This is a genomic window from Corynebacterium sp. HMSC05D03, assembly GCF_001807205.1.
GTDB classification, from domain to species: domain Bacteria; phylum Actinomycetota; class Actinomycetes; order Mycobacteriales; family Mycobacteriaceae; genus Corynebacterium; species Corynebacterium aurimucosum.
Genome location: NZ_KV788168.1, coordinates 72,502 through 97,781 on the forward strand (window position 1 = coordinate 72,502; position 25,280 = coordinate 97,781).

Consider the following 25,280-nt stretch of genomic DNA (forward strand, 5'->3'; position numbering starts at 1 on the left):
TTTCGCCCCATTACCCCCACTAAGGCCACAGATTCACCCCTGTTAGCAAAATCTTTCGCAGACTAGCTGCAAAGAATGCTCACCAATGTGTGGGCAGTCCGCAGCCAATTCCCCTCCCCCAGATCCCCAGACCTCGATCCCGCAACCTGCAGGTGGGCGTCGCCAAGCGCTTGCCGACGCCCAACCACCCACCAGGGGGTTGCGGGATCGAGGTCTGGGGGTTTGGCCCTGAATGCTGCTCAGCGCGCGCGAGCTGCTCGAATGCGCTAAAAGTAAGCCATGAACAACCTAGGCATCTTTCACTACATAGACACCCACATGGTCGATCTGCGCACGCTCACCAACGACGACCCCCGATGGGGAAAAATTCACGCAAGGAAATTCCATAAGCTCGCGTGGCGCTATGTCATTCCCCTGCACCGATGGCTGCACTTGAAACCCTGGGAGCGAGAAACCGCAGAGGTTTATGCCCATGCGCGTGCCGCACCGCGGGCAACTCTCCTGGGCAAAGCGGCTGCTCGCATCCATGGCATCCCTACGCTCACAACGCCGAGCGAGTATTTCGCGACAGTCCCCTCCAACTCCGTTCCCCAAAGGTCCAAGCGCCAATACTTCCGTTACAAGCAGACAAAGCTCAACAATCAAGTCACAGAAGTCCACGGGATCCGGGTTACGTCCCTGGCACGCACAGCGATCGACATCGCGCGTTTCGATGGCTTCGTCGAAGGTCTCGTCGCCGCAGACTACGTACGGTCACGCCGGGTATCAAAGGACACCCTCAACTGGGTTCTTGGCAACATGGGTCGCGTGAAAGGAGTCGCGGATGCCCGGCGGGCCGTGGAGCACAGCGTCAACAGCTCCGAATCTCCCTGGGAGTCTTATGCGCGGGCGCTTATTCTTGACGCGGGCCTTCCCGCGGTTCGCAGCCTGCGCGCCCAATACCGGGTCAATCAGTACTACGCCGACCTCGCGATTAATGGCTGGCTGCTCATTGAAATCGACGGCAATGTGAAATACGAGAACGAGCTGGAAGAGGTAATTCGAGCCGAACACCAACGCCAAAAGGCACTCCTCAACCAAGGCTTTGTCGTCTTACGCTTCTCACCCCAAGAATTGCGCGAAGCTCCAAAAGACTTTATCGCCACCATCGCGCGGCACTTAGCCGCAGGCCCGCGAAACTTCCGCTAGATCCCCAGACCTCGATCCCGCAACTCCCTGGTCGGCGGTGGGGCGTCGGCAAGCGCTTGGCGACGCCCACCTGCAGGTTGCGGGTTCGAGGTCTGGGGGTTTGCGGTTGTGGAAGTCCAAACCGAGCTACCACAGCGCAAAAAAGGCAACTGCCCCGAGAATCATCGTTCCAAGTGTCACGGCGGCAAGAGCCGGGGCACCGGGCAGGGCGGGCGATTGGGCCCGAGCCAGGATCTCGTCAACATGGCGGAGCTTGGCGGTGGCCAACCACAGCACCACGGCCACCACTACCCCTACAATCAGGGCGGCCCATGGCGCAACGGAACGAACGACCAGCAAACCCGCGATGAGGCCGGCTAGACCCGTGCGCTGCCAGGCTAAGCGGGTGCGCTCGGGTTGGAGGCCGGGATCAAAAAGCTCGCTCACGCTAGCAGCTCGCCCACCAGAATCATCAGGCCGATGATGATCACCACACCAACAATCAACGCCAACGCTGGGCTAGCCGGGAGCGGACGCCCATGGCGCATCGCTCGTTCCGAAGCACCCCAGTGAAACCATGCCACCGCCGGCAGGATGATGGCCACGATCAGCATGATGACGGAAACGACGCGAGTCAGCGTGGTGTTCAGCGGCAGCTCGAAGGTCTCCAGAGCCACACCACCGGCGATAAAGGCTAAGGACGTGCGGATCCACGCCAAAAAGGTGCGCTCATTAGCCATGCTGAAGCGCGGGTCGGGTTCCTCCCCTGTTCCATACACCGAGCCCGGAAAACGTGCCTTCGTCATACGCGCCACTGTAGCGCCCCGCTCCTCGCTCCACAGTGCGAGGCACCCCAAGCACCGCGCTTAGGACTGCGAGAAGGCCTCAAGATCCGCTGGGCTACCGGCGACGACGATGAGGTCGCGGTGGGTGAGCTCGGTGCCGTCGACAAGCGGGCGCCACTGGCCAGGCCCCTCACAGCGTGAGATGAGCTGAACGTTGTGCTCTTCCCACACCTGGTGCAGGTTGAGCGGACGCTTGCTTATCGACGCCGGCGGGGTCATCGCCGTCACACCATAGTCGGTGGCGATCTCCGCAAAGTCCTCGAAGCGCCCGCCCAACAGGTGCGCCACGCGGCGGCCCGTATCGCGCTCTGGGCGGATCACGTGGTGCACTCCCAATTGGCGCAGGATACGGGCGTGCGCATCCGAATCTGCCTTGGCCCAGATATCGCCTACCCCCAGTTCCACCAAGTTCGAGGCGGTGAGGATGGAATCTTCCAAATCGGAGCCGATGGCCACGACCACGCGTTCCACTTCATCAACGCCCAGCTGGCGGAGGGCCTCGGCGTCGGTCGTATCCGCGGTCACGGCCTCGGTGAGGTACGCGGCGTGCTCGCGCACGTGCTTCTCCTCGGCATCGATGCCAAGAACCTCCACGCCATGCTCCATCAATTCACGGGCCAGGGAAGAACCGAACCGCCCCATGCCAATGACGACGACCGGCGGAATATTGATGGAAGACTTCTCACGCCGCAGGGCGCTGAACATGTTAGCCAATGAACGGCCTTTCTTCTGGGTAGCGGTAGCGCAGGCTAATAGTCCGGGCGGCCAGTGCCGCCACGAAGGTGGTGGGGCCTACGCGGCCAACGTACATGATGAGACACAGCATGAGCTGTGATGGTGCGGACAAACTTGCGGTAATACCCGTGGACAAACCCACGGTGGCGAAGGCGGACATGACTTCGAAAGTGACCTGGTCCGCGGTGAACTCGGGGTCCCAGATGCGCAGCGTTGCCACGCCTACAGCAACAACGATCATTCCGGCGGCGGTCAGCGCGAGGGCCTGGCGGAAGGTGGACAGCGGCAGGCGACGGTGCCCGATGGAGGTGTCTTCCCGGCCCAAGAATTCAGAGATCATCGCCGCGCCCAGAACGCATGCGGTCGTCACCTTGATGCCACCCGCCGTACCGGCGGAGCCGCCGCCGATGAACATCAGGATATCCGTGACCATCAGCGTCAACGGATGCGCTTCCCCGTAGTCAATGGCGTTGAAACCGGCCGTGCGGGGCGACGCACTCATGAAAAAAGCGTTAGTGAGCTTCTGTCCCAGCGGCATCCCGTGTAGTACCCCAGAGTTTTCTGCGAGGAAGAAAACAACGGTGCCGCTAAGCAACAAAAACGCTGTGGCACCCAGCGTCATCCGGGCGGTCATGGACATGCGGTGAATGCGTGGCGTGCCACCACGCCAGCGTGTTAGCCGTGCGCGGGCCCGTCGCACGAACTCCGCCAGCATGGGATAGCCCAAGCCACCCGTAATCAGGGCGCAGGCGAGGGGCAACAGGATCCAAGCATCGGCGGCAAAGGAAACGACGCTATCGGAATAGGTACTGAACCCGGCGTTGTTGAAGGCCGAAATAGCGTGGAAGATGCCTTCCCACACCGCGCGTCCTGGTGCTACTCCGTGTTCGGTGGCTAAACGCACGCCGATAAATACGGCAACGATGGCCTCGCAGATCAGAGTCATCACCAAGGTAAGCAGCAAGGCGCGGCGAATTCCGCCAGAGACCACGGCGCGGCCCTCCGCAGCACTAGTTCTGCGAGCTTTGAAGCTGATGCGTCCGGTCAGAAGCATGCCCGATAACGACGCCAAACTCATGATGCCGAGGCCGCCCAGCTGGATGAGCGTAATAATGACCACTTGGCCGAAGGGCGTCCAGTAAGTTCCGGTGTCCTCCACCACGAGACCCGTCAAAGAGACTGCCGAGGTAGCCGTAAAAAGTGCCGGCAAGAACGGAGTCCACTGTGGAACGTTGGCGGAAATCGGCAGCATAAGAAGCACCGTTCCCACGAGGATAAGCAGAATAAAGCCCGCGGCGGTGAGCCGAGCTGGGCCCAGGAAATGACCGCGTTTCACAGCGCTTCAGCTTACCGCTGGGTGCCGTTTCACGGGACCCCACTAACCTGTGAGTATCTCCAGAGTTTTATGTAAATAGCATCGGCTGCACCGTGCGGTAAGCACTACATCAGCTTGGTCTTCTCCAAGGTCTCCACCCAGCCATTGGTGAACTTCTCCAGCGGCTTGTGGAAGACCACGCCCAACACGAGCATCGGTACGGCAAAGAGCAAGAGGGCAAGCAGCGACAGCCAGAAGTCACCGTGGTAGGTTCCGGCGATGGCCGCGCGGAAGGCGCGGATGGTGTAGGTCGCTGGCAACCAGGGGCTAATGTTCTGGAACCACTCCGGAAGCACCGGCAATGGGTAAGCACCGCCCGAAGAAGAGACCTGGATGACCAGCATGAGCACCGCTAGCGCCTTGCCCGCGTTGGCAAACGACACCACAAAGGTGTAGCAAATCAGCATAAAGATGAGCGAGCTTACCCAGCCTGCCAGCAGCATGAGGATCGGGTGCGCGGGCTCGATGCCTACGAAGAAGATGAGGCCCAGGATGAGCATCGTCGACTGCACGAGGCCGACCGCCGCGAAAATACCGAAGCGCCCGAAGAAGCGCTGCATCGGCGAATACTTGTCCTTATCCACAACATCCGTGCGCACGCTCACTGCGGTCAGCAGCGCACCCACCCACAGCGCCAGGGCGGTGTACATGGGCGTCATGCCGGCGCCGAAGCTCTTGACCGGGTAGACCGCTTGCCTGTCGACGTCCACTGGGGCCGCAATCGCACGCGCCAAGGCGTCCGGATCTGAACCAATAAGGTCCGCGAGTTTCTTCAGATCCCCGGATTCCGCAGCGGAATCGATGTCCTTCTTTAGATCACCAAACTTATTGGCCTTGTCCTGCAAGCCAGAGGCCAGCTTCTGTACCGCATCCCGGGCATCCGTCAAGGAAGAGGAATCAATGGTGACGGGAGTCTTCGCGGTATCCAGATCCGCGCTTACCTGGCCCAGGGAATCCTGCAGCGCGCGCAAGGATTCACGCAGACCGGAGGTGGAGATTCCCTCCACTGCCTTCTTGGCATCATCGAGGCTGGAGAGATCCGGCTTCGTAGGTTCGGGTGCGTTGGCGGCGGCCGTAAGGCGCGCGTGAAGGGCACGCTCGGCGTCGATAGCGTCCTCGATCCGGCTGAGCGCTTTCTCCTTATCCCCTACGGGAATCGGGAGGGCCTCAATGTGGCCATGCAGGTTCTGGTACTGCGCAATGGTGCCTTCTACCTGGCCGGCCAAGGTGTTGAGCGCGGCGACGCGGTCGGCGCGGGAGACGGAGGCATCGTCGAAAAGCGCATCAATGCGTTGGCGCATCACATCATAACTGGCGCTGGTGGCATCGAGGGATTGTTGCAGCGCATCCGTCGAAACATTGAGTGAGGAGGACTGGACCTCCGGCAGCTCCAGGTCCGCCGAGTCCGCAATGCGCTGGGCGCTTTCCATGAGCGGAACCGCGGTATCCACAAGTCCAGCCAAGGAACGCGCGGTACGTGCCGCCATATCCAGCTGGGTCTGCACACCATCCGCGCGCGCCTGCATCCGGTCCAACACGGCCTTGGTATCGCCCTGGCTCAAGAAGTCGGAGAGTGAGGTAACCAGGTCGAAGGAAACATCGCCGACCGTCGTGGTGAAGGCCTCGGCCACCTGCGCCGACACGCCCTCTGCACCCTGACCTGTAATCTTCGGCGCCAGCGCATTCTTCTTTTCATTCATATAGAAGGACAAATCCGCAGGCTGGGAACCATCCGTGTAGAAGTTCATCATGTCGGTACTGAAATCTTCCGGAAGCACGATGGCTGCGTAATACTCACCGGACTTGGTACCTTCTATCGCCTCATCGGAGGTGGTCACAACCCAATCCAGCTGCTCGTTTGCACGTAGCTCATTGAGCACCTGGTCGCCGACGTTGATGGGCACCGGCAACAGATCGCTTTTGTAGCCGGTGTCCTTGCTGGCCACCGCCACCTTGAGCTGGCTGGTGTTATCGAAGGGATTCCAGCTGGCCAGAACGTTAAACCAGGTGAACAGCATCGGGATAACGACGAGGCCCACGAGCATCACCGCGCTCATCACGTTGCGGCATGCGGTGCGCATGTCATTCAGAAAAAGATCGAGTGTTCCACGCATTAGTTATCCCCCTCCGTGGACTCCGCGCCAATGCGCGCTGGATGTTTGATGTCATCCTCATCCAACGTCACCAGCTCTGCGGACTGCTTCAGGCTAATGCGCAGGTACTCCAGGGTGACCGCGGCGATAATGATGAGGAAGCACCATGCCGTCCAAATAGCCAGAAGCAGCGGCTTCTGGTCGGGCAAGAGACCCGAGACGACGATGAGGATCACCACTCCGATAACACCGGCGATGCCCACCAGCTTGAGCCAATAGCCCCAGTTGTGCGCGCGGCGGTCCAGATCCTTCTTCAGGCCACTGCGGCTATCCAGCGCCTGGATGACGTCCGCGATGCGGTAGCCGGAGCCCACAACCTGCACGTTTTCATAGTCAAAGAGCTCAGTGTCCCGCAGCTCGCGGTTGAAGATGACATTGAAGTGCGCCAACGCCTTACGCAGCAGCAGGCCGAAGACGAAGAACAGAATGAACATGAAGGCGAGCACGGCCATGTTCTTGAAATAGTGGTTGCCGTAGAACCCACCGATGGTTTCGCGCATGGCATCGATGCCGTACGTGAATGGCAGTAGTGGGTAGATGGTGTGGAAGAAGTTGGGCAAAAGCTCAATCGGGTACAGGCCCGAAGCACCCGGAATCTGGATAATGACAAAGACCACGCAGAGGCCACGCCCCAGGTGTCCCAGGGATGAGGACAGTGCGTAAATAATGCTCAAGTAGGCCAGTCCCACGAGTATGCCTGTCAGGACGAAAGCCGGCGCATTCACGGTCTGCACGCCAATGAGCAGGTCACCGACGGTCACCGTGATGGCCTGGACGATGACCATCAAGGCCATGAGGAGGAAGCGGCCCAAGTAGGCCTGGCCCACTGTGACGCGGTCGAAGCCTTCCTTATCCACCTCGACCCGGAAGATCACCATGAGGACGAAGGCACCAATCCACAGGGAGAGGTTGGTAAACAGCGCCGCCATGGCGGAGCCGTAGCTGTCCACCGGGTACACGGTTTCGGTCTTCAGCTCGATGGGTTCGGCAAAGAACCTACCGATTTCTTCCGCATCCAGCCCGGTGACATCTTGAACGACCTTGGAGTTCATTGCGGCTCGCAGCGAGCCCACATCACCCTGCATCGCGCGCAAACTGTCCTGCAGGGCAAGGAGGTTGGCATCGAAATCGGACAAGGTGTCCTTCGTGGCACGCAGCTGCTGGGCCACACCATCTAGGAGACCGTCTGCCTCCTGCATGGTGCCCTTCTGGGCTTCCAGGGTGGAGCTCAAAGCGCTCGCCATGGAGCTCAGGTTGCTCATGGCACGGTTGATTTCGGGCACGGCGGACGTCACGGTATCGCGCAGCGTCTGCGAGGTGGCCTTGGTATCGGCCGCCGCCTGATTAATGGCCTCCGCGCTAGCCTGCACATTATCCGCCGCGGCCTGCGTATCCTTGCTCAGCGCACTGAGGTTTCCCACCAACTGGCGGTTGGATTCATTACCCTCATCAAGGCGCTGGATGGCGTCATCAATTTCCTTAGCCACCTGTGGTGACAGCGTTGCGGAATCGCGCAGGGCTTTAAGCTGCGCAATCGATTCTGCGCTCGCATCAATGGCGGTATTAGCCCGCTGCGTGGCGTAATCGAAGCGGTCACCGGCCTGGTTCAGGCCAGCGGTGACATCAGCGATGGATTCCTGCGCCTGGGCGGTGCCGTCCGCCACCGCAGTCGCACCGTTGACGAAGGCGCCGGTGGTCTGGTCGGTGAAGTCCCCAATACCACCTTGGGCCTGCTCGACCAGGGAGGAGACCTCGGCGAGGGCGGTTTGGGCGTCGCCCAGCGCAGCACTCACATTGGCCACCGTAGACTTAGCTCCCAACGTGGAGTCAGCAGCGGCGTCAAGCTTTCCCTGGATCCGCGCGAGGTTCTCGCGGTTGCCGTCAATCTCCTGCGCGGTCTCCCCAAAAGAGGAGCTGGTGTTGTTCATCGCGCGCGTGACTTTTCGCTCAAAGTCGGTACCGGTGTCCTTGACGTTCTCCGCAGCGACGGTGGCCACCTGCTCCTTAAAGGCCGCCGTGATCTGCTTGTCCAGACCATTGGCACCGGTATCCGTGATCTTGACGGCGATGGCGTTGTTCTTCTCGTTGACGCGGTAGACCAGCTGCGGCTGCGTGAACTTCCCGTCGAGCATGCTCACGAGGTTCTCACTGAAGTCCTCCGGAATCGTCACCGAGGCATACACGTCTCCCTCTAAAAGGGCTTTCTCGGCTTCGTCGCGCTCAAGGAATTGCCAGCCTATCTGGTCATTCTTTTTCAGTTTCTCAATGACCTCGCTGCCGACATCAATGTCCCCAGTGAGCTCATTGTTAGCACCCTTGTCCTCGTTGACCACGGCCACCTTAATGTTGTTGGTATGGCCATAAGGGTCACGAAAAGCCGCGATGTTCACCCATGAATACAACGCGGGGGTGATGATGAGTCCGATGAGGATGATCCACGCCCTGGGGACGCGGCCAAGCCTGGCTACATCTCTGATAAAAATCTTCCAACTTTGGCGCACTGAAGGCAGTGTACCCGTTGAAGCTTCGAGTCTCTAACCTGCCGAAACCCATAACGTAATTTCCATGATTAACAATTAAAGGTTGATATGGTTTGCTAAAACAAAACCCTTGCCCACACCCCGCCAACTTGTATTGATAAACAAATTTTTCTAGCACTTTCACTACCCACTACAATCGGCGGCCATGATTGAAGTCGCAGCCGTCGTCATCCGCGACCCGCAAGGCCACGTGCTTACCGTGCGCAAGAAGTCCTCCAGCAAATACCAGCTGCCCGGCGGCAAGCCTGAGGCGGGCGAAGCGCTTGTCGACGCCGCCCTGCGCGAGGTCGCCGAAGAAGTAGGCCTCACCCTCGACGCCGAGAGCCTCAACGAACTCGGCACCTTCGACGCCCCCGCCGCCAACGAACCAGGCGAGGTCGTCGTCGGCACCATCTTCACCTGCACCCGCACGGTCACCGCCGACGAACCCCATGCGGCCGCCGAAATCGGCGACACCGCCTGGGTCAACCCAGCGGCCCCCGACCGCGAGCTTGCGCACCTGTTGCGTGACCGCGTCTTCCCCGCGCTGACCTAGTTGCAATCACCAACACTCTGACGCCATTGACCCTGAAACTGTCAAGCGCTACTCTTTGAACATGTTCACTGAACACGTTCACTCATCACGCTCGGCCGCCAAAGCTGGCACCGACAGCAAGGTCCTAGCCACCGCCTATGACCTCTTCCTCACTCAGGGCTACGCCACCACCAGCATCCGGACTATCGCATCCGAAGCTGGCGTCAGCGTGGGAACCGTCATGGGAGTCGGCGACAAACAAACGCTGCTCATCCACACCATTGGCCAACGCATTTCAGAACTCCACGACGACATCCGGGGACAATCCGATAGCCTCCTCGACGTCCTCGAACCATTCCTGCAGATGTTCACCGGCCACGATGAACTCTCCCGCGCGTTCGGCGCGGCGCTCATCCAACAAGGCAACCAAGGTAAGGCACTCACCGCGCTCAAAGCGCTCCTAACCGATGAAATCGCCCTGCGCCTTGGCTCCAGACTCAACAGCGACGATGCGGCCGAGTACTCCAACCTGCTGTACAACGTCTACCTCGGCTTACTCATTGGCTGGGCCGCCGGAATCTACGACACCGAGCACCTCACATCCCAAGCCGCCTCATCGATCGAACGCCTCAACACCGCATTCGGAGTAACCCAATGATCCTAGAATCCTCCCCCGCTTGGCCCTCCCTACTACTAGCAGCCATTCTGCTTGGCGACGCCGCCCTCTCCCTCAAACCAGTCCCCTTCATCGAAGCCTGCCTCAGCGGCGTCAAACTCCCCAAGGACTGGTGGTGGGCGCTCATTGTCATCAAGTGCCTCGCCGCCGCAGGACTCATTGCCGGCCTCTGGTTCCCCGGCGTAGGAATCGCAGCCATGGTTGGCGTCATCGCCTATTTCTGCGCGGCCGCAGCAGCCCATGCCCACGCCCACTTCCTCGGTAGCGCATTCTGGATTAACTGCTTAGGCATGCTCGCGCTCTCAATCGGCGTGCTCACCCTGACGCTCGCACTGAATTAAGACACCAGTCAACCCTTCACGGCTTCCTGAAGGCAGATACATCATTTCACCTCTTGATTGATGACTTGATGCTTTCTACCCTAAAGGTATGCGTACCACTATAAACCTCCCCCCGAAACTCCTTGAAGAAACGAAGGTCCAAGCCAAAGCCAACAATGTCACTTTGAGCTCATACGTCGAAGAGGCGGTCCGCGCTGCCCTCAAGAAGGAATCCCACATCAGTACCGAAGACACCCCCGTTAACCTGCCCTCCTTCGATTGCGGCGGACCGGCTCTAGTTGATCTCAGCGACAAAGAAGCTGTGTGGGCGGTGCTCGATGATCATTCCTGATGTCAACATTCTCGTTTATGCCTTCCACTCCGCTGCACCGCAACATAAACCCGCTCAACAATGGTTAAGTAGTGCTCTAAATCGACATGAAACAATTGGACTCCTGGATGTTGTGGCAACGGGCTTTCTTCGAGTCATGACGAACCACAAGCTTTTTCACAAACCACTTACCGCCCAGCAAGCGCTGACTGCACTCAATACCATTTTAGAAGCCCCAAACGGCACCCTTTTAAGCTCCAGCCCAGGAACCTGGACAACCTTCACTGAATTGGCGCGCTTGCACAAACTTAAAGCCAGCGACATCCCCGATGCCTGGATAGCTGCGGCCGTAATAGAAGAAGAAGCAACCCTACTGAGCCAAGATCAGGGCTTTGCCCGCTACCGAGATCTGCGCTGGCACCCGCTTCCAGAATGACAACAACAAAACGCAGAACCCGAGCCACCGGTGAAACGATGACTCGGGTTCTGTAGTTTGCGGAGACGAGAGGATTTGAACCTCCGGACCTACGCAAGTAAGTCAACTCCTTAGCAGGGAGCCCCATTCGGCCGCTCTGGCACGTCTCCAGCGATTCGCAATGAATCGTCCATCACTCTACCTGAGCGCTTCCCCTATGGACAAAATGGGGCTTCCCTATTCTTTCCCTGAAGCGCCGCATGCAGCTTGAGGGCAACGTAAAGAGCCGCGCAACGCCAGCCATCATCGAGCACGCCGGGCCCGAGAATCTCACGCACGCGGTCTAGGCGGTAGTGCAGTGTAGCGCGGTGGATGTAGAGCGCATTAGCGGTAGCAGAGACATTGCGGGAATGCTCAAAATAGGTCAGCAGGGTGTGCCAGTAGGAGTTGCGGGGGTCGTCGAGAAGCACCGCGGCATCCGGGCTCATCTCCGCCACCGTTGCTGAGGTCAGCTCCCATCCGCGCAGCAGGCGCCACGCGCCCGCCTCCTCCCAGCGCAGCGAGTCCTGGCCGCAGAGTTTGGCCACGTCCGCCATCAGTCGCGCCTGCGGGGCCGTCGGCGCCGAGCCGCGGGCCACTACCTCGGCGCCGGCGACGAGCGACGCACTCTGTAGCTCCTCCATAAGGGCCTCGGTGTCCTTGTCATCGCGACGGCACTCGACAAGCACGAGGGAATCATGAGAGTCCGCGACCAAGAAGGGCCGGCGCACCAGCGGGCGGGCAAGTTCCACGGCCACCGCGCGCTGATCGCCTTCCACCAGCACGCGATGCACGGTCAGCTCGCCATCAGAGGGCAAAAGATCGCGCTCACGCGCCCCGGCCAGCGCGGCAGGATCACCGGTAAGCACCTCGCGGGCCAGCTCACCGAGCTGTTGGGCGCGGGCGGCGAGGGGCGCATCGCGTTCGTCGATAAGCCTGGCCAGGGGCGCAAGCAACGAATCCAGGCGGACCAAGGGGGCATCACCCAGCGCGGGCTCATCAATAATCCAGAGGTAGCCCACGAGCCGATCCTCGTGGCGCAAGGGGATGACCACGCGGGGCAGCATGTCATAGCGCGGGTTGGCGGGCAGGCGCACCGGCAACACAGCCTCTTGAATACCGAAGCTCAACATCCACGGGATCGGCTCTGGGGGCGGGGTGCGGTTAAGAATAGAGGCCGCACGGTTCTTATCGATGGCACCAATCTGGGCACTGGCGGCAATCACCGCGATGGCGGGGGTAGTCACCTCGACGGAGCGCTGCAGGATCTGGGCGCATTCGTCGACGATATCCTGAATGCTCGTCAGCTGCGGGGGTGTCACTTTTGACATATGTCAAAGATACTTCCGAATATTGTCTAGTGACAAACAAAACTGTGGTGCGCAATAATCTCCTACAGTTCAATGACTCACGTCACAGATATACGTTCATGAAGGGCGTCTACATGACCACAACCAACAATTCCGTCAGAACACAGGACGTTGTCGCCAGCGACAACGCCAGTACAGACGACGGCCTGCAGCGCGGCATGAAGTCGCGCCATCTGCAGATGATCGCTTTTGGCTCGTGCATCGGCACGGGCCTCTTCTTAGGCTCGGGCGCCTCCATCCAGGAGGCCGGTCCAGGTGTTATCGCCGCCTATGCCATCGGCGGTTTCATCATCTTCCTCATCATGCGCATGCTCGGTGAGATGGCCGTGGAGCACCCCGTCGCCGGCTCTTTTAGCGCCTACGCCCGCGAATACATCGGCCCCATCGCCGGCTTTGTCACTGGTTGGAACTGGTGGTTTACCACCATCGTTGTCGGCATGGTGGAGCTTACCGCCGCTGGCACCATCATGGATTTCTGGTTCCCCGGCATCCCGCACTGGCTCACCGCTCTCGTCGCTCTCGTCATCGTCACCGCCATCAACCTGGTGCACGTCGGCGCCTTCGCCGAGGCAGAATTCTGGCTTTCGCTCATCAAGGTTGCCGCGCTCATCCTCATGATCGTCGTCGGCGCGGCCATCATCTTTGGCCTCACCCCGGAGCCGGCCCTGGGCTTAAGCAATATCACCGAGCACGGCGGTTTCTTCCCCAACGGTGCCTCCGGTGTGCTCTTTTCCCTCGTCGCTGTTATTTTCTCCTTCGGCGGCATCATCTCCATCGGTACCGCCGCGGGCGAGGCGCAGGATCCCGCTAAAAGCCTGCCCAAGGCCATCAACAACGTGATCTGGCGCATCCTCATTTTCTACGTCGGCGGCATCGGCATCATCGTGCTGCTCGCTCCGTGGAACGAACTCGATACTTCCACCTCACCCTTCGTACGCGCGCTGAGCACCCTAGGTATCACGGCTGCCGCCACGGGCCTCAACCTCATCGTGCTCGTCGCCGCCGTCTCCGTGTTCAACACCATGACCTTCTCCGGCGCGCGCATGTTGCGGGATCTCTCCCGCGGCGGCCAAGCTCCGCCCTTCTTCAACTCCGTCAGCGCTAAGGGCGTGCCGGTTCGCGCCCTGCTCTTCAACTCCCTGCTCATGGGTTCTGCCGTGCTGCTTAATTTCCTCTTCGAGGGCAAGATCCTGATTGTTCTCCTCGCCATCATCGTTGGCGCGGAGCTCATCTCCTGGTCCGCCATCGCCGTAGCACACCTGAACTTCCGCAAACGCTGCCCGGATGCTGCTTTCCGCGCGCCCCTCTACCCCATCGCTAACTACCTGTGCTTGGCCTTCTTCGCCCTCGTCATCGCTTTGATGTTCATGCTGCCGGACTACCGCACCGGTGCCATTGTCCTACCCTGTTGGATTGTGACCTTGGCACTCATCTGGCTGGGGAAGAAGCGCCACGACGCACGAAACACATAGAAAGGACCCTCTCATGCAGACCACCATTGGTGATTTCATCCTGGACCGCCTCAAGGCCATCGGTATTACTGAAATCATCGGCGTGCCCGGTGATTTCAACCTGAGCTTCCTCGAGCAGATCGAGGCCTCCGAGGGCATCCGCTTCGTCGGCGCCTGCAACGAGCTCAACGCCGCCTATGCCGCTGACGGCTACGCCCGCCAACGCGGCGTGGGCTGCCTGCTCACCACCTATGGCGTGGGCGAGCTTTCCGCGCTCAACGGCATTGCGGGCGCACGTGCCGAGCACGTCCCGCTGGTGTCGTTGGCAGGCGCGCCGCCGCAGTATGCGACCGAATTCCGCTGGAACCTGCACCACTCGCTTGCCGACGGCGACTTTGCCAACATGCTCGATTCCTTCGCGCCCTTCACCGAAGTGGCCACGCGCGTGTCCCCCATGAACGTGGTCGAGGAATTCGACCGCGCCCTGCACACCTGCCTGCGCGAGAAGCGCCCGGTGCACATCCAGATTCCTTCCGATATCACGCACCTGACCATCGAGGTCCCCGACGAGCCTTTCTCCACCGAACTCGCCCCCTCCGATCCGGAGCGCCTGAACGCTGCCGCGGACTACGTGCTGGAGCACTTGGCGAAGGCCAAAGACCCGATCATCCTCATCGATCAGGACACCAACCGCCACGGTTTCACGGAGAAGCTCCGCGCCATCATCGACAAGGCCCAGCTGCCTTACTCCCAGCTTTCCTCCGGCAAGGCCATCCTGTCTGAGCGCCACCCGCTGTTCATCGGCACCTATAACGGTGCGGCCTCCGCACCAGGCGTGCAGGAACGCATCGAAAAATCCGACTTCCTGGTCACCACGAACCCGCGCTTCATCGAGGTCAACTCCGGCTCCTTCACCCACAACCTGGCCGATGCCCGCGTCTATAACTTCGGCGACCAGCACCTCAACGCCGACGGCGAGTTCTTCGTGGGCATCAATACGCTGGAGCTTCTCGACGTCCTCCTCGACCGCATCCAGGAAGCCGAGGCGTCGCCAAGCGCGGCCTTCGAACCCGAGCCCTTCGAGCCGAACCCGGATGCCCCGCTGACCCAGGAGCGCATCTGGCCGCAGATGCTCGGCTTCATCCAGGACGATGACGTGGTCATCGCCGAAGCCGGCACCTCCAACATTGGCTTGGGCCAGCAGCGCATGCCCGAGGGCGTGCAGTACATTAACTCCACCATTTGGGGCTCCATCGGCTTTACCCTGCCCTGCGTGCTGGGCTCACAGCTGGCCAACCCGGAGCGCCGCCATGTTCTCTTCATCGGTGATGGCTCCTTCCAGCTCACCGCCCAGGAGCTGTCCACTATCCTGCGTCAGGACTTGAAGCCCATCATCGTGTTGGTGAACAACGATGGCTACACCATCGAGCGCTACATCCTGGGCATGGAACGCGAATACAACGAGATCCAGATGTGGGATTACACGGCTCTGCCGAAGGCCTTCAAGAAGGACACCACGATGGAGTCCTACGTGGCCTCAACCGAAGGCGAGCTGGCGAAGGCCCTAGACGACATCGCTGCTCACCCAGAGCGCGGCGCCTTCCTCGAGGTGCGTCTTGATGCTTTCGACGCGCCGAAGGGCCTTCAGGCCTTCGGGCCGCAGACCGCTGACTTCGACTTCGGGCCTCGTGGGCCCCGCAACGCCTAAGGTGGAGAACATGATTCGACCAGACCTTTCCTCCCTGCCCGCCTACGTTCCCGGAAAGAACGCCGAGCACGCCTTGAAGCTCTCCTCCAATGAGGCAACTCAAGAGCCGCTGCCCGGCGCGCTCAAGGCCATGGAAACTGCAGCCGCGCACGTCAACCGCTACCCGGATATGGGTGCGGTGGAAATCCGCAAGGCGCTCGCCGAAAACCTTGGTGTCACCCCGGAGCAGGTCACCTGCGGCGCGGGTTCCTCCGCCATCTGCCAGCAGCTGGTGCAGATCACCTCGGTGCCCGGTGATGAGATTGTCTTCCCCTGGCGCTCCTTCGAGGCTTATCCCATCTTCGCGCAGGTCGTGGGCGCTACCCCGGTCAAGGTCCCGCTCACCGCGGATCACCGCGTGGACTTGGAGGCCATGGCGGCTGCCATCACGGACAAGACCCGCCTGATCTTCGTGTGCAACCCGAATAACCCCACCGGCTCCATCATCACCAAGGAGGAGCTCGACGCCTTCCTGGCCAAGGTCCCGAAGGACGTCATCGTGGCGCTCGATGAGGCCTACATCGAGTACAACCGCAACGACGCCGTCCCGCTGGCCACCGACTATGTCCACACTCACGACAACGTCATTGGCCTGCGCACCTTCTCCAAGGCCTATGGCCTGGCCGGCATCCGTTTAGGCTATGCCTTCGGCAACGCCGAGATCATCGAGGCGCTAAGCAAGGTGGCCATCCCGTTCTCCGTGAACTCGGTGGCACAAGCTGGCGCTGTGGCCTCGCTGTCCGCCCAGAAGGAACTGCGTGAGCGCACCGACGAGACCGTGGAGCAGCGCGACCGCCTGGTCAAGCACTTCGCGGACTTTGGCGTGCCGGAATCCCAGGCCAACCACATCTGGTTCGCCGCCGACTCCATTGCGAAGCTGGGCTCCCCGCAGGACGTCGCGGCACAGCTTGCCGACAATGACGTTCTCGTCCGCGCCTTTCCCGAGGGCGTGCGCGTCACCGTGACCACAGCTGAGGAAACCGACGTGCTGCTTAAGGCGTGGGACGCTGCCTTCGCTGCAGAGGAGTAGTTTCCGCGTTAGAGTGCAGTTGTGAAGACATTTATCAATTTTGCACTCAACGTCATTGCCGTGGCGGTGGCCTTCTGGGCCGTGGTGGCGATTGTCCCCGGAATCGACATCGTTCCTGCGACCACCCAGAATTTCCTGCTCATCGCGGCGGTCTTCATCATCGTCAATGAGGTCGTCACCCCGGTGCTCCGCTTTCTCGGCGCCCCGCTGACCTGCCTGACACTGGGCCTGTTCGCGCTCGTCATTAACGGCGCGGTCCTGCTCCTCGTCAGCGCGCTGATGGATTCACTCGTCATCGACGGCTGGGGCGCCGCCATCATCGGCGCGATTGTTCTCGCGATCGTTTCCGGCGTGGTGAACTTCTTCACCAGCCCGCTGCGAACTCGACACTAACCCCCAGCGAAAGGCGGGAGGACGTCGACGCGGGAGGCGTCGGCAAGCACGGCGTCCTCGGTAGCGCTCGCGCCATCCACCAGGAAGGTGCAGCGCTCCAGCACCTCCGCAAAGCTCATTCCGGCCTCGGTGCTGCCGGTATGCTGAGCACGCAACACGTCCAGCAACTCCCCCAGCGTCGCTGCCTGCGCTGTGTCCTGCGCGCGCCCCGCGGCGGCGCGAGCTGCGGCAAAGTAGTGTATGTCAACCATGGCTGCCACTATGCCAGCCTCCGTGACAGGAAGGAACCTGATGCGCACCTATGAGGAACACCTCGCCGCCGTTCGCGCGGCCCTTCCGCAGCCCCGGGTGGTGTCCACTCCCCTGAACAGCGCCTTCGGACGCCGCGCCGCCGCGACGTACCGCGCCGAACACAACCTGCCGCCTTTCGATAATTCACAGATGGACGGCTATGCGCTTCCCACATGTGACGGCGGCACCTTCACCGTCGGCCGCACTATCGCGGCGGGGGATCCCCCGGGCTCGCTCGAGCAAGGCACCGCCCTGCCCATCATGACCGGCGCGAAAATCCCCGAGGGCACCGTCACCATCGTCCCCGTCGAGCACTGCGAGCCCCCACGCTTCCCGGAGGAAGGCGCCACGGTCACGGTGCCGGCAGCCCCTGAGCAGTTCATCCGCCGCGCGGGCTCCGACGTCAAGGCAGGCACAACGCTCATCAACGAGCACGCGCTTCTCGACGCCCCCTCCATCGCCACCCTCGCCTCCCAGGGCCTGACCGAGGTCCTCACCGTCGCGCCCGCCCGCATCCTCATCTGTACCGGTGGCGCTGAAATAGGTGGCGAAGGTGAGGCCACCATCCCCGATTCCAATGCGCCAATGCTCGCAGCTTTGGCCAGGCAGTATGGCATCGACGTGGCTGGCTTCGTGCGCACGAACGACGATCCTTCTGCCCTGCGCGCGGACCTCGCCGAAGCAGTCATTACCCACCGCCCCGATGTCATCGTCACCTCCGGTGGCATCTCCCATGGAAAATTCGAGGTCATCCGCCAAATCTTCGAAGAAGACGGCTGGTTCGGCCACGTGGCGCAACAGCCGGGTGGCCCGCAGGGCCTGTCCCGCCTTGGCGACGTCCCCGTAGTCTGCTTTCCCGGCAACCCCATCTCCACGCTGGTGAGCTTCCGCCTCTATTTGGCACCCGTCCTTGGCCATGCCTCAGAGCCGGTTCGCGCGCACCTTGTTGAATCCGCAGACGGACTCAACAACCGCGAGCAGTTCCGCCGTGGAACTATCAGTATTTCCGATGGCACAGCCCACGCCTCCTTCCTCGGCGGCACCAGCTCCCACCTAATGTCCCAGGCCATCGGCGCTAACGCCCTCATCCGTATCCCGGCTAACACGCAGCTTTCAGCCGGCGACCTCGTGGAGGTATTCCCACTCTCATGACCCACCGCGCACTCGTTATTGTTGCCTCAACCCGCGCCGCCGCCGGCGAGTACGAGGACCGCTCCGGCCCCATCTTGGTGAACTTCCTGCGTGAGCAGGGCTTCGATACCCCGCAGCCCCTCGTTGTCGCGGACGCCGACATCGACGCCGCCTTGGCCACCGCCTTCGCCGATGCCCCCTCCGTCATCCTCACCTCCGGCGGCACGGGCATCAGTCCGGATGACCAGACTGTCGAGGCGCTCACCCCACACCTTGAGCGGGACTTACCCGGCCTGGCCCACGCCTTCTACGCGCACTCGACCGCCATTCCCACCGCGGCACTCTCGCGTACGGTTGCCGGAGTCACCGGGTCCACTTTCGCCATGGCCCTGCCCGGCTCGACGGGCGCTGCCAAAGACGGCTGTGCGGTCCTCGAACCAGTTCTTCACCACATCATCAACCAGCTGGAAGGCATCAATGAGCACTAGCTTCGGCCTACTCGGCGCCCACATCAGCGCTGAGCCCATCTCCGCCCCCGACATCGCCACCGCTGAAACGGGTGCTGTCGTTTTATTCGACGGCATCGTGCGCAACCACGACTCCGGCCGGGGTGTCAAACTCCTGACCTACACCGCGCATCCCTCAGCCCAGCAGGAAATCGAGCGCGTGGCCGCTGAAGTCGCTGCTGCCTTCCCCACCGTGCGCCTCTGGTGCGCCCACCGTACTGGCCCACTAGAAATTGGCGAATCCGCCTTCATCGTTGCCGCCGCCTCCGCGCACCGCAAGGACGCCTTCGAAGCGGCCTCTATCTGCGCCGACCGCGTCAAGGCGGAGGTCCCCATCTGGAAGGAACAGCTGCATACCGATGACACCACCACGTGGGTAGGCCTGGAATAAACAGTTGTATGCACTGTCGGAATTCGGTACGGACGGGAAATGGGCTTAGATCCAGAAAGTGAAAGCGCAATGCTCATAGCACTACTTCGAAAACTCCTAGCGGTTTGCGCTCTAGGCGTCTGTGCACTTGTCGTTTCTTCGTGCGCGCAAGAGCGTTCACAGACATCGAAATCTTTTGCCACTTGGGAATGGGGCGGGATCGCTAGGGCTGTCTCTGTGACTCCTTCCGTAAATAATCACAATTATGTTTTTGGAACGAGCACTGATGAGGTGGACTCTCTCGCTGAACTTGCATCGGTGTATAACCCTTCGATGGAGAGGCTCGGTGAAGGATATGTGGCTCCAGATAAGGATCAATTGGTTGTCTTTGATTCAGATTTTCGCAAACAATCTGAGAAACCACTCGCAGGTTTAGGTCTACCAACTCAAACGGCTTCTGCTGGTTCTGTGGACAATAAAGCAGCAGTGTTTGTTTTTAACGAAAGCACGAGTGATAGTCCGTATGCGAGCCGCATAGTGCTCGCAACTAAGGAAACTACAAGCACGGTAACTCGCGATAGGAGACCAGTCGCGTTAAGGGCTTGTACTGATGAAAAAGCTGTCTGGATAGAACGTGATGAAGATGACGGAAGCGGTTTAACGCTTGTGCGTATGGGAGTCGACGGGTTGTTGTCTGAATCTCGCCTTGATATACCTGCCGGAACAGTCGCATCCGAATACTTCTCTGCTCTTGGGTGCGGGAAAGAAAAATCATATATTTCTTTTCCTGACGATACTGGTGGTGCGTATGTTGTCTCGGTTGGTACCTCGAATGAAAAACCAACTTTAAAACACGAAGGAAATATCGAAAGGCTGCCGATACCAGGCGTAAATAGGTCCTCTCGCTACGAAGAAGGAAGCGTGTCGTACTTTACGAGTCGAGGAACGATCGTGGCACTTGATCTCGAGCGTCAGGAAGTTAAAGAAACTGAACCGCTAATCGGCGCAGATCGCCGTCCTGTATCTGCAACTATCGACGGCGGAAATCTATATATCGTGACTCAGCCGATTGAAGGTGCTGAGGAACTTCGCGTACATTCTTTTACATTCAAAGACCCAGCTGCGGATAAGGATGGCGCGCATATCGCGAAGCTTAGCCAGCTTATGCAAGGTGGTACTGCAAAAGGTGCATACACAATTCCGATGTCTATTTACCCTTTCGATAAACGGACGGAATAATGCCTAGAAGAGCTTTATTTTCTGCTCTTTACCTCGCATGGAAATCGCAAGTCCACTGCCTGGCTGATGCGCCTAGCCGACATTTCTGACAAAGATGAACTCGTCATCAAGGTCAACACACTGGTGGCCATCAAGGGCGTGCATGACGTTCGAGTGAGCGTCGAGGTAGGACGAAGCACGATTCCGCCAGAGCTTAGAATATCGACACCAACCGGGATTGAAACCGAATTCTTTAATCAGAATCCACTGCAGGAAACAATAGAAATCAAGGCAAAAGTCTAGGAAAACTCGGAGCACTTCAGAATGAGTTCACGCTACGCACGTCAGGAAGCCCTCTGGGGAACCTCCACTCAGCAACGGCTTCACGCTTCAACCGTCGCCGTCATCGGCGCCGGTGGCTTGGGCTCGCCTGCCCTTCTCTACCTGGCAGGCGCAGGCGTGGGGCGCATCCTGCTTTTCGACGACGACACCGTCTCCCTCTCCAACCTGCACCGCCAAGTCATCCACAGCACAGCAACCGTAGGCCAGCCCAAAACCGAATCCGCCGCCGCGGCCTTGAACGCCCTCAACCCAGAGTGCACCGTCGAGCAGTTCTCACGCCTCACACCCGATACCGCCTTGGAGCAACTGCGCGGCGCTGACCTCATCATCGACGGCACCGATAACTTCTACTCCCGCCACCTGGCCTCCTGGGCCGCCCATGAGCTGGGCATTCCGCACGTGTGGGCATCGCTGCTGGGATACGACGCGCAGCTCACCGTCTTCCACTCCGGCCACGGCCCGGTCTACGAGGACCTCTTCCCCACCGACCCGCAGGTACCCTCCTGCTCACAGGCCGGCGTGATGGGCCCGGTCGTCGGCGTGGCCGGCTCCGCCCTAGCCGTGGAGGCGCTTAAGCTCCTCACCGGCATCGGCACCCCGCTCATCGGTACGCTTGGCTACTACGATTCCCTCGTCGGGACCTGGGAATACATCCCCGTGCGCGCGAACGGCGCCACCCCGGCGCGCCCCGACAACCCCACCGACGTCCGCGAGATCCCAGAGGACGCCACGCTTATCGACGTCCGCACCGCCCCCGAGCGCGCCGCCTCCCTTATCCCGGGCTCGCAGCACCTTCCGCTCGATGACATCCTCGCCGGACACAACCCGCCCATCGACCCCGCCGACCTCGCCGTCCTCTACTGCGCCAGCGGCCTGCGCTCCTCCCAAGCAGTCGAGGCCCTGCGCGCCCGTGGCTTCAGCAACGTCTACTCTCTGCGCGGCGGCATCGATGCCTGGCAAGAGCACATCTCCGAGCTCGAGGCCGAAGCCGACGCCGCCCACCGAGGCGATCTGGAGACCATCTCTCTCGATGACCTAAAAGCAGAGCAGGGCGTGACCAACTAGCTTCACGCCGCTCGCTGTGAGGTTTTCTACCCCCGTAACCGGCAGCTCCACCTTCACGACATCACCCTGGCCACATGGTCCCTGTAGTTTGGTCCTCATACTCTGGTCCCTACTCACTGCAAAGGGACCTTTTACAGCCAGCTCCCTGGGCCCAGATGGTCCTTTTGCTCAGTGAAAGGACCAAAGTAAAGAGACCAATATGAAGGGACCATCGTTGTCCCGCCTTCATCAACCAATCAGCCCCCAAAGAGTTAGCACTACTTGCCCCACAAAGGGGTTCCCCTCACATGGTTCTAATCAGATGGTTTGTTTGCACCCAAGCGAACCATCTACCTAGTCGCAGATGGTTTACTTGCCCCCAAGCGAACCTTATGACTGGAACCATGTACGGGAGTGATTGCTTCTTCGCAGTCAACAGCCGGTCACCTTGTAAGCTCACTGCCATGAGAAGCCGCCAGTATTACGTCGCCACCGCTATCGTATGTGCTCTCACGCTGGTGTACATGCTGCTGCGCTGGGATTCGGTGCCTGATCCCATCCCGGTCCACTTCGATGGCTCGGGCAACCCGGACCGCTTCGAACCCAAGTCTTTCTTCAACGCCACCGCTTTGGTGTGGATTGGCGTTGTATTCGCCATTGCGCTGCCGCTGTGCGTGCCACCGGTCTCGCTGGCGCGAAAGACAACACGGGTTCCGGCGGAGTCAGCGCTTCCTTTCTCCGAGGTCACCGCACAGCGCGCGGAGCTGCTCGCTGAAAAGACCGCCACGTTCATCGCTCAGACAGTCCTCTCCATGACGACCTGCGTGAGCCTCACCGCGGTCTGCACGGTTGTACCGGACATCCCCTTCTCGGGCTTTCTCCTCGTGGCCGCGTGGATAGCCTTCACCCTGTTCATCATGATTCAAGGCGTCCGATTGACGCTGACATCTGCGAAGGCCGTGAAAGCCATACCAACCGACGATGATGAACAGGTTCGCAACGAAGCACTCCGCTTTGCCGGTGGCATGGGAGTCTACAAAGAACCTAAAGACCCGATGTGCATGGCAGTCTTTTCCACGAATCCTTCGAAGCTGCAGATCAACACCGCCCACGAACCGGGACGGCGCTACCTGTGGCGCATGGGCATTGCCCTTCTCGTATCCATAGCATTCTGCGTGCTCATCGACGTACTCTAGATGCATGGAGCACCTGTTTGAGCGCGCACACTCGATTCTTTCTGATGCCACCCACGTTGAGGTGTTCACCGGCGCGGGTATGAGTGCGGATAGCGGCATCGCCACATACCGCGATGCGCAGACGGGCATCTGGGAGAACGTGGATCCGGTCGCGATGGCGTCGATAAGCGCATGGCGTAATGAACCAAAGCCCATGTTCGCCTGGTACCTGTGGCGCGCCCAGCTGGCGCAGCGGGCCGAACCCAACGCCGGGCACCGCGCGATTGCTGCCGCACGCGGCATGACGGTGACCACGCAAAATATCGATAACCTGCACGAGCGCGCCGGAAGCCAGGACGTGGTCCACCTACACGGCTCCCTATTCGCCTTCCGCTGCACCGACTGCGATACACCGTACGACGAGGACATTGCGCTGCCGAAGGAACCGGTCGAGAGCATCACTCCACCCGAGTGCCCCGTGTGCGGCGGGCTCGTACGCCCAGGCGTGGTGTGGTTCGGTGAGGCTTTGCCCAACGACGAATGGGCCGAGGCCGAACGCCGCATGTCCACCGCGGACGCGCTACTCATCGTGGGCACCTCCGGCGTGGTCTATCCCGCCGCCGGCCTGCCGCAGATTGCCCACGCGCGCGGCATCCCCATCGTGGAAGTCACCCCGCAGCCCACGGACCTCTCGCCGCTTGCCGACGTCGTGGTCACCGCCACCGCAGCGGAGGCGCTGCCTCGCATCTTGGCGGGGCGGATCGATGGCAAAGACGAGTAGCAACCAGAAACCCCGCGGCCCTTGCCCACCGAAATGTACAAGATGTACATTTGCAGTATGAAAACGATGTCAGTGGCATCCAGCCAATTCCGCCAATCCCAAAGCCAAGTTCTTGAAGAGGCACAGCACACACCCGTCGCCATCACTAGTCGTGGAAGCCGGATTCGCGCTTTTGTCGTCTCTCCTTCATTTTTCGCCCGCGCAGTCGAAGCACTAGAAGATCGTGAGGATGTTCAGACCGCAGAGATTGCCCGAGGAGAAGCCGTAGAGATTTCACACGAAGACCTCAAAAAAGAACTCGGACTCACCTAATCGCCTTCTATGGCTGACTCCACTTATCACATCACCTATAAGGCATCCGCAGCCAAGGAGCTACGCAAGCTCGACAGGCCGACACAGAGGCGACTACTTGCTGCAATCGAAGACTTGGCCGTTACCCCTCGCCCTGATGGAGTAAAGAAGCTAAGAGCCTCAGACGACCTGTACAGAATTCGAGTCGGACACTATCGCGTAGTTTATGAAATCTTAGACGGAAAACTCGTGGTGCTCGTCCTGCGCATTGCTCACCGACGAGATGTTTACCGGAAATAGGTAAAATTCCTCTCAGATAAACAAAACCGGTTCCACCCTGCCAGAAGGTGAATACTCCACTTCGATCGGAAGATAGTTCTTACACAGCTAGATCGATGTCGTGCTCCTTAGCCTTTCCGTCTAGCACTTGCTCGTAAGACTCCAATAGCCGGCGAGCATTGACTGGGGAGCCGAAAAGATAATCACTCTCTACCCACGCCGAATAGTTATCCTCTGACATCACGAAACCGCCTTCCTTACCACAACCATTATTCCCCCCGAGAGGAGATGAATCCATGCTCTACCTAGTTCCAGGAGCCTTAGCGGGAATCGTCTTTTATGTCATTCTCGCAGCAGTGAGCTGGGCTATCGAGAAAGCTTGGCCGCAATGCCACCTTGGAGCGCATAGCCGGTTGGTCATCCACTGCCTTGTCGCGATTGCATTTTCGATTTTCCTCGTCGTGGCTGGCGGCGGCGGAAACTCGGCCACCCACCTGCAAATTAGCGGATTCCTACTGGCAGGATGCGTTCTGAGCTTCGTTACAGCCGCATGGGACAGAAGCAAAGCCGCTACAAATGACCCCCAAAACAATTGGCGGAGGCGGCGGGATTTGAACCCGCGGTGAGTTTCCCCACGCTGGTTTTCAAGACCAGTGCATTCGGCCGCTCTGCCACGCCTCCTCGTCACGCGTCAGCATGCACCGCGCGCAACACATTCAGAGTACTAGACTCCGCCGCGGGAGAAGAATTC

29 protein-coding genes and 2 tRNA genes are annotated in these 25,280 nt (G+C 60.2%); 20 read left to right on the top strand and 11 right to left on the bottom strand.

The features are described from left to right. Positions 1 to 318: 318 nt before the first annotated feature. Positions 319 to 1,188 carry a DUF559 domain-containing protein gene (locus HMPREF3147_RS02685; protein ID WP_246815707.1) on the top strand — a complete coding sequence of 290 codons (870 nt, stop codon included), beginning with the start codon at positions 319 to 321 and terminating at the stop codon, positions 1,186 to 1,188. Between the two features lie 126 nt (positions 1,189 to 1,314). On the opposite strand, the gene HMPREF3147_RS02690 is transcribed toward HMPREF3147_RS02685, so the two are convergent. From HMPREF3147_RS02690 to HMPREF3147_RS02715, 6 genes are all read right to left on the bottom strand, one after another. After that, on the bottom strand, positions 1,315 to 1,614 hold the full coding sequence (locus HMPREF3147_RS02690; RefSeq protein ID WP_070444295.1) for a DUF202 domain-containing protein: 300 nt from the start codon (positions 1,612 to 1,614) through the stop codon (positions 1,315 to 1,317). Then, positions 1,611 to 1,973 (bottom strand): YidH family protein, encoded by a 363-nt coding sequence (locus tag HMPREF3147_RS02695; protein ID WP_046648866.1) that lies wholly within the window; start codon positions 1,971 to 1,973, stop codon positions 1,611 to 1,613. The genes HMPREF3147_RS02690 and HMPREF3147_RS02695 overlap by 4 nt, the downstream gene beginning before the upstream one ends. A gap of 60 nt (positions 1,974 to 2,033) precedes the next feature. Next, on the bottom strand, positions 2,034 to 2,717 hold the full coding sequence (locus HMPREF3147_RS02700) for a potassium channel family protein (protein ID WP_070444297.1): 684 nt from the start codon (positions 2,715 to 2,717) through the stop codon (positions 2,034 to 2,036). A 1-nt stretch (position 2,718) separates the two neighbouring features. Then, a complete protein-coding gene (locus HMPREF3147_RS02705) occupies positions 2,719 to 4,083 on the bottom strand; it encodes a TrkH family potassium uptake protein (protein ID WP_070444299.1) in 1,365 nt (454 codons plus the stop codon). Between the two features lie 104 nt (positions 4,084 to 4,187). Further along, positions 4,188 to 6,236: a YhgE/Pip domain-containing protein gene (locus HMPREF3147_RS02710; protein WP_070444301.1), complete on the bottom strand. Its 2,049-nt coding sequence runs from the start codon at positions 6,234 to 6,236 to the stop codon at positions 4,188 to 4,190. Next, on the bottom strand, positions 6,236 to 8,776 hold the full coding sequence (locus tag HMPREF3147_RS02715; protein ID WP_070444303.1) for a YhgE/Pip domain-containing protein: 2,541 nt from the start codon (positions 8,774 to 8,776) through the stop codon (positions 6,236 to 6,238). Before HMPREF3147_RS02715 ends, HMPREF3147_RS02710 begins: the two co-directional genes overlap by 1 nt. Positions 8,777 to 8,960: 184 nt before the next feature. Between HMPREF3147_RS02715 and HMPREF3147_RS02720 the strand changes: the two genes are divergently transcribed. From HMPREF3147_RS02720 to HMPREF3147_RS12480, 5 genes are all read left to right on the top strand, one after another. Beyond that, positions 8,961 to 9,350 (top strand): NUDIX hydrolase, encoded by a 390-nt coding sequence (locus HMPREF3147_RS02720; protein WP_070444305.1) that lies wholly within the window; start codon positions 8,961 to 8,963, stop codon positions 9,348 to 9,350. 61 nt (positions 9,351 to 9,411) lie between these two features. Beyond that, positions 9,412 to 9,987 carry a TetR/AcrR family transcriptional regulator gene (locus HMPREF3147_RS02725; protein WP_070444307.1) on the top strand — a complete coding sequence of 192 codons (576 nt, stop codon included), beginning with the start codon at positions 9,412 to 9,414 and terminating at the stop codon, positions 9,985 to 9,987. Further along, a complete protein-coding gene (locus HMPREF3147_RS02730) occupies positions 9,984 to 10,346 on the top strand; it encodes a DoxX family protein (protein ID WP_070444309.1) in 363 nt (120 codons plus the stop codon). Before HMPREF3147_RS02725 ends, HMPREF3147_RS02730 begins: the two co-directional genes overlap by 4 nt. A gap of 163 nt (positions 10,347 to 10,509) precedes the next feature. Continuing rightward, positions 10,510 to 10,677 carry a hypothetical protein gene (locus HMPREF3147_RS02735; protein WP_246815708.1) on the top strand — a complete coding sequence of 56 codons (168 nt, stop codon included), beginning with the start codon at positions 10,510 to 10,512 and terminating at the stop codon, positions 10,675 to 10,677. Next, complete coding sequence (locus HMPREF3147_RS12480) at positions 10,664 to 11,092, top strand: TA system VapC family ribonuclease toxin (protein WP_083276414.1); 429 nt, start codon at positions 10,664 to 10,666, stop codon at positions 11,090 to 11,092. Before HMPREF3147_RS02735 ends, HMPREF3147_RS12480 begins: the two co-directional genes overlap by 14 nt. A gap of 60 nt (positions 11,093 to 11,152) precedes the next feature. On the opposite strand, the gene HMPREF3147_RS02740 is transcribed toward HMPREF3147_RS12480, so the two are convergent. Then, positions 11,153 to 11,241 (bottom strand) — tRNA-Ser (locus HMPREF3147_RS02740). A 45-nt stretch (positions 11,242 to 11,286) separates the two neighbouring features. After that, the gene (locus HMPREF3147_RS02745) at positions 11,287 to 12,441 is read right to left on the bottom strand and encodes a PucR family transcriptional regulator (RefSeq protein WP_070444313.1); all 1,155 of its coding nucleotides are present in this window, start codon (positions 12,439 to 12,441) and stop codon (positions 11,287 to 11,289) included. Between the two features lie 113 nt (positions 12,442 to 12,554). On the opposite strand from HMPREF3147_RS02745, the gene HMPREF3147_RS02750 reads away from it, so the two are divergent. The 4 genes from HMPREF3147_RS02750 to HMPREF3147_RS02765 are packed head-to-tail and all read left to right on the top strand — an operon-like array spanning position 12,555 to position 17,101. Beyond that, complete coding sequence (locus HMPREF3147_RS02750) at positions 12,555 to 13,952, top strand: amino acid permease (RefSeq protein ID WP_083276426.1); 1,398 nt, start codon at positions 12,555 to 12,557, stop codon at positions 13,950 to 13,952. A 13-nt stretch (positions 13,953 to 13,965) separates the two neighbouring features. Further along, complete coding sequence (locus tag HMPREF3147_RS02755; protein WP_070444315.1) at positions 13,966 to 15,639, top strand: alpha-keto acid decarboxylase family protein; 1,674 nt, start codon at positions 13,966 to 13,968, stop codon at positions 15,637 to 15,639. A 10-nt stretch (positions 15,640 to 15,649) separates the two neighbouring features. Further along, positions 15,650 to 16,708 carry a histidinol-phosphate transaminase gene (gene hisC / locus HMPREF3147_RS02760; protein ID WP_070444317.1) on the top strand — a complete coding sequence of 353 codons (1,059 nt, stop codon included), beginning with the start codon at positions 15,650 to 15,652 and terminating at the stop codon, positions 16,706 to 16,708. 21 nt (positions 16,709 to 16,729) lie between these two features. Further along, positions 16,730 to 17,101, top strand: coding sequence for a phage holin family protein (locus HMPREF3147_RS02765; RefSeq protein WP_070444319.1), 372 nt, complete (start codon positions 16,730 to 16,732; stop codon positions 17,099 to 17,101). Here the strand turns inward: HMPREF3147_RS02765 and HMPREF3147_RS02770 are convergent. After that, the gene (locus tag HMPREF3147_RS02770; RefSeq protein WP_070444738.1) at positions 17,098 to 17,352 is read right to left on the bottom strand and encodes a MoaD/ThiS family protein; all 255 of its coding nucleotides are present in this window, start codon (positions 17,350 to 17,352) and stop codon (positions 17,098 to 17,100) included. The genes HMPREF3147_RS02765 and HMPREF3147_RS02770 overlap by 4 nt on opposite strands. A gap of 40 nt (positions 17,353 to 17,392) precedes the next feature. Here HMPREF3147_RS02770 and HMPREF3147_RS02775 point away from each other — a divergent pair, with 40 nt between their 5' ends. From HMPREF3147_RS02775 to HMPREF3147_RS02815, 10 genes are all read left to right on the top strand, one after another. Further along, entirely contained in the window at positions 17,393 to 18,544 is a 1,152-nt protein-coding gene (locus tag HMPREF3147_RS02775; protein ID WP_070444321.1) for a molybdopterin molybdotransferase MoeA, read from the top strand. Then, complete coding sequence (locus tag HMPREF3147_RS02780; protein WP_070444323.1) at positions 18,541 to 19,011, top strand: MogA/MoaB family molybdenum cofactor biosynthesis protein; 471 nt, start codon at positions 18,541 to 18,543, stop codon at positions 19,009 to 19,011. Before HMPREF3147_RS02775 ends, HMPREF3147_RS02780 begins: the two co-directional genes overlap by 4 nt. Continuing rightward, positions 19,001 to 19,420, top strand: a complete 420-nt coding sequence (locus HMPREF3147_RS02785; RefSeq protein WP_070444325.1) for a molybdenum cofactor biosynthesis protein MoaE — start codon at positions 19,001 to 19,003, stop codon at positions 19,418 to 19,420. Before HMPREF3147_RS02780 ends, HMPREF3147_RS02785 begins: the two co-directional genes overlap by 11 nt. 216 nt (positions 19,421 to 19,636) lie before the next feature. Further along, positions 19,637 to 20,638: a hypothetical protein gene (locus tag HMPREF3147_RS12700; protein ID WP_141740707.1), complete on the top strand. Its 1,002-nt coding sequence runs from the start codon at positions 19,637 to 19,639 to the stop codon at positions 20,636 to 20,638. A 66-nt stretch (positions 20,639 to 20,704) separates the two neighbouring features. Further along, positions 20,705 to 20,920: a hypothetical protein gene (locus HMPREF3147_RS02795; protein ID WP_070444330.1), complete on the top strand. Its 216-nt coding sequence runs from the start codon at positions 20,705 to 20,707 to the stop codon at positions 20,918 to 20,920. 21 nt (positions 20,921 to 20,941) lie between these two features. Beyond that, the gene (locus HMPREF3147_RS02800; protein WP_246815709.1) at positions 20,942 to 22,024 is read left to right on the top strand and encodes a ThiF family adenylyltransferase; all 1,083 of its coding nucleotides are present in this window, start codon (positions 20,942 to 20,944) and stop codon (positions 22,022 to 22,024) included. Positions 22,025 to 22,467: 443 nt separating this feature from the next. Beyond that, entirely contained in the window at positions 22,468 to 23,199 is a 732-nt protein-coding gene (locus tag HMPREF3147_RS02805) for a DUF1648 domain-containing protein (RefSeq protein WP_070444332.1), read from the top strand. 4 nt (positions 23,200 to 23,203) lie between these two features. Then, entirely contained in the window at positions 23,204 to 23,959 is a 756-nt protein-coding gene (locus tag HMPREF3147_RS02810) for an NAD-dependent deacylase (RefSeq protein ID WP_070444334.1), read from the top strand. 66 nt (positions 23,960 to 24,025) lie between these two features. Beyond that, positions 24,026 to 24,271 carry a prevent-host-death family protein gene (locus HMPREF3147_RS12485; protein WP_083276415.1) on the top strand — a complete coding sequence of 82 codons (246 nt, stop codon included), beginning with the start codon at positions 24,026 to 24,028 and terminating at the stop codon, positions 24,269 to 24,271. Positions 24,272 to 24,280: 9 nt separating this feature from the next. Continuing rightward, positions 24,281 to 24,550: a type II toxin-antitoxin system RelE family toxin gene (locus tag HMPREF3147_RS02815; protein WP_070444336.1), complete on the top strand. Its 270-nt coding sequence runs from the start codon at positions 24,281 to 24,283 to the stop codon at positions 24,548 to 24,550. 79 nt (positions 24,551 to 24,629) lie between these two features. On the opposite strand, the gene HMPREF3147_RS12830 is transcribed toward HMPREF3147_RS02815, so the two are convergent. Both HMPREF3147_RS12830 and HMPREF3147_RS02825 read right to left on the bottom strand, forming a co-directional pair. Continuing rightward, positions 24,630 to 24,773: a type II toxin-antitoxin system Phd/YefM family antitoxin gene (locus tag HMPREF3147_RS12830; RefSeq protein ID WP_168160898.1), complete on the bottom strand. Its 144-nt coding sequence runs from the start codon at positions 24,771 to 24,773 to the stop codon at positions 24,630 to 24,632. Between the two features lie 349 nt (positions 24,774 to 25,122). After that, a tRNA-Ser gene (locus tag HMPREF3147_RS02825) sits at positions 25,123 to 25,210 on the bottom strand. Between the last annotated feature and the right edge of the window lie 70 nt (positions 25,211 to 25,280).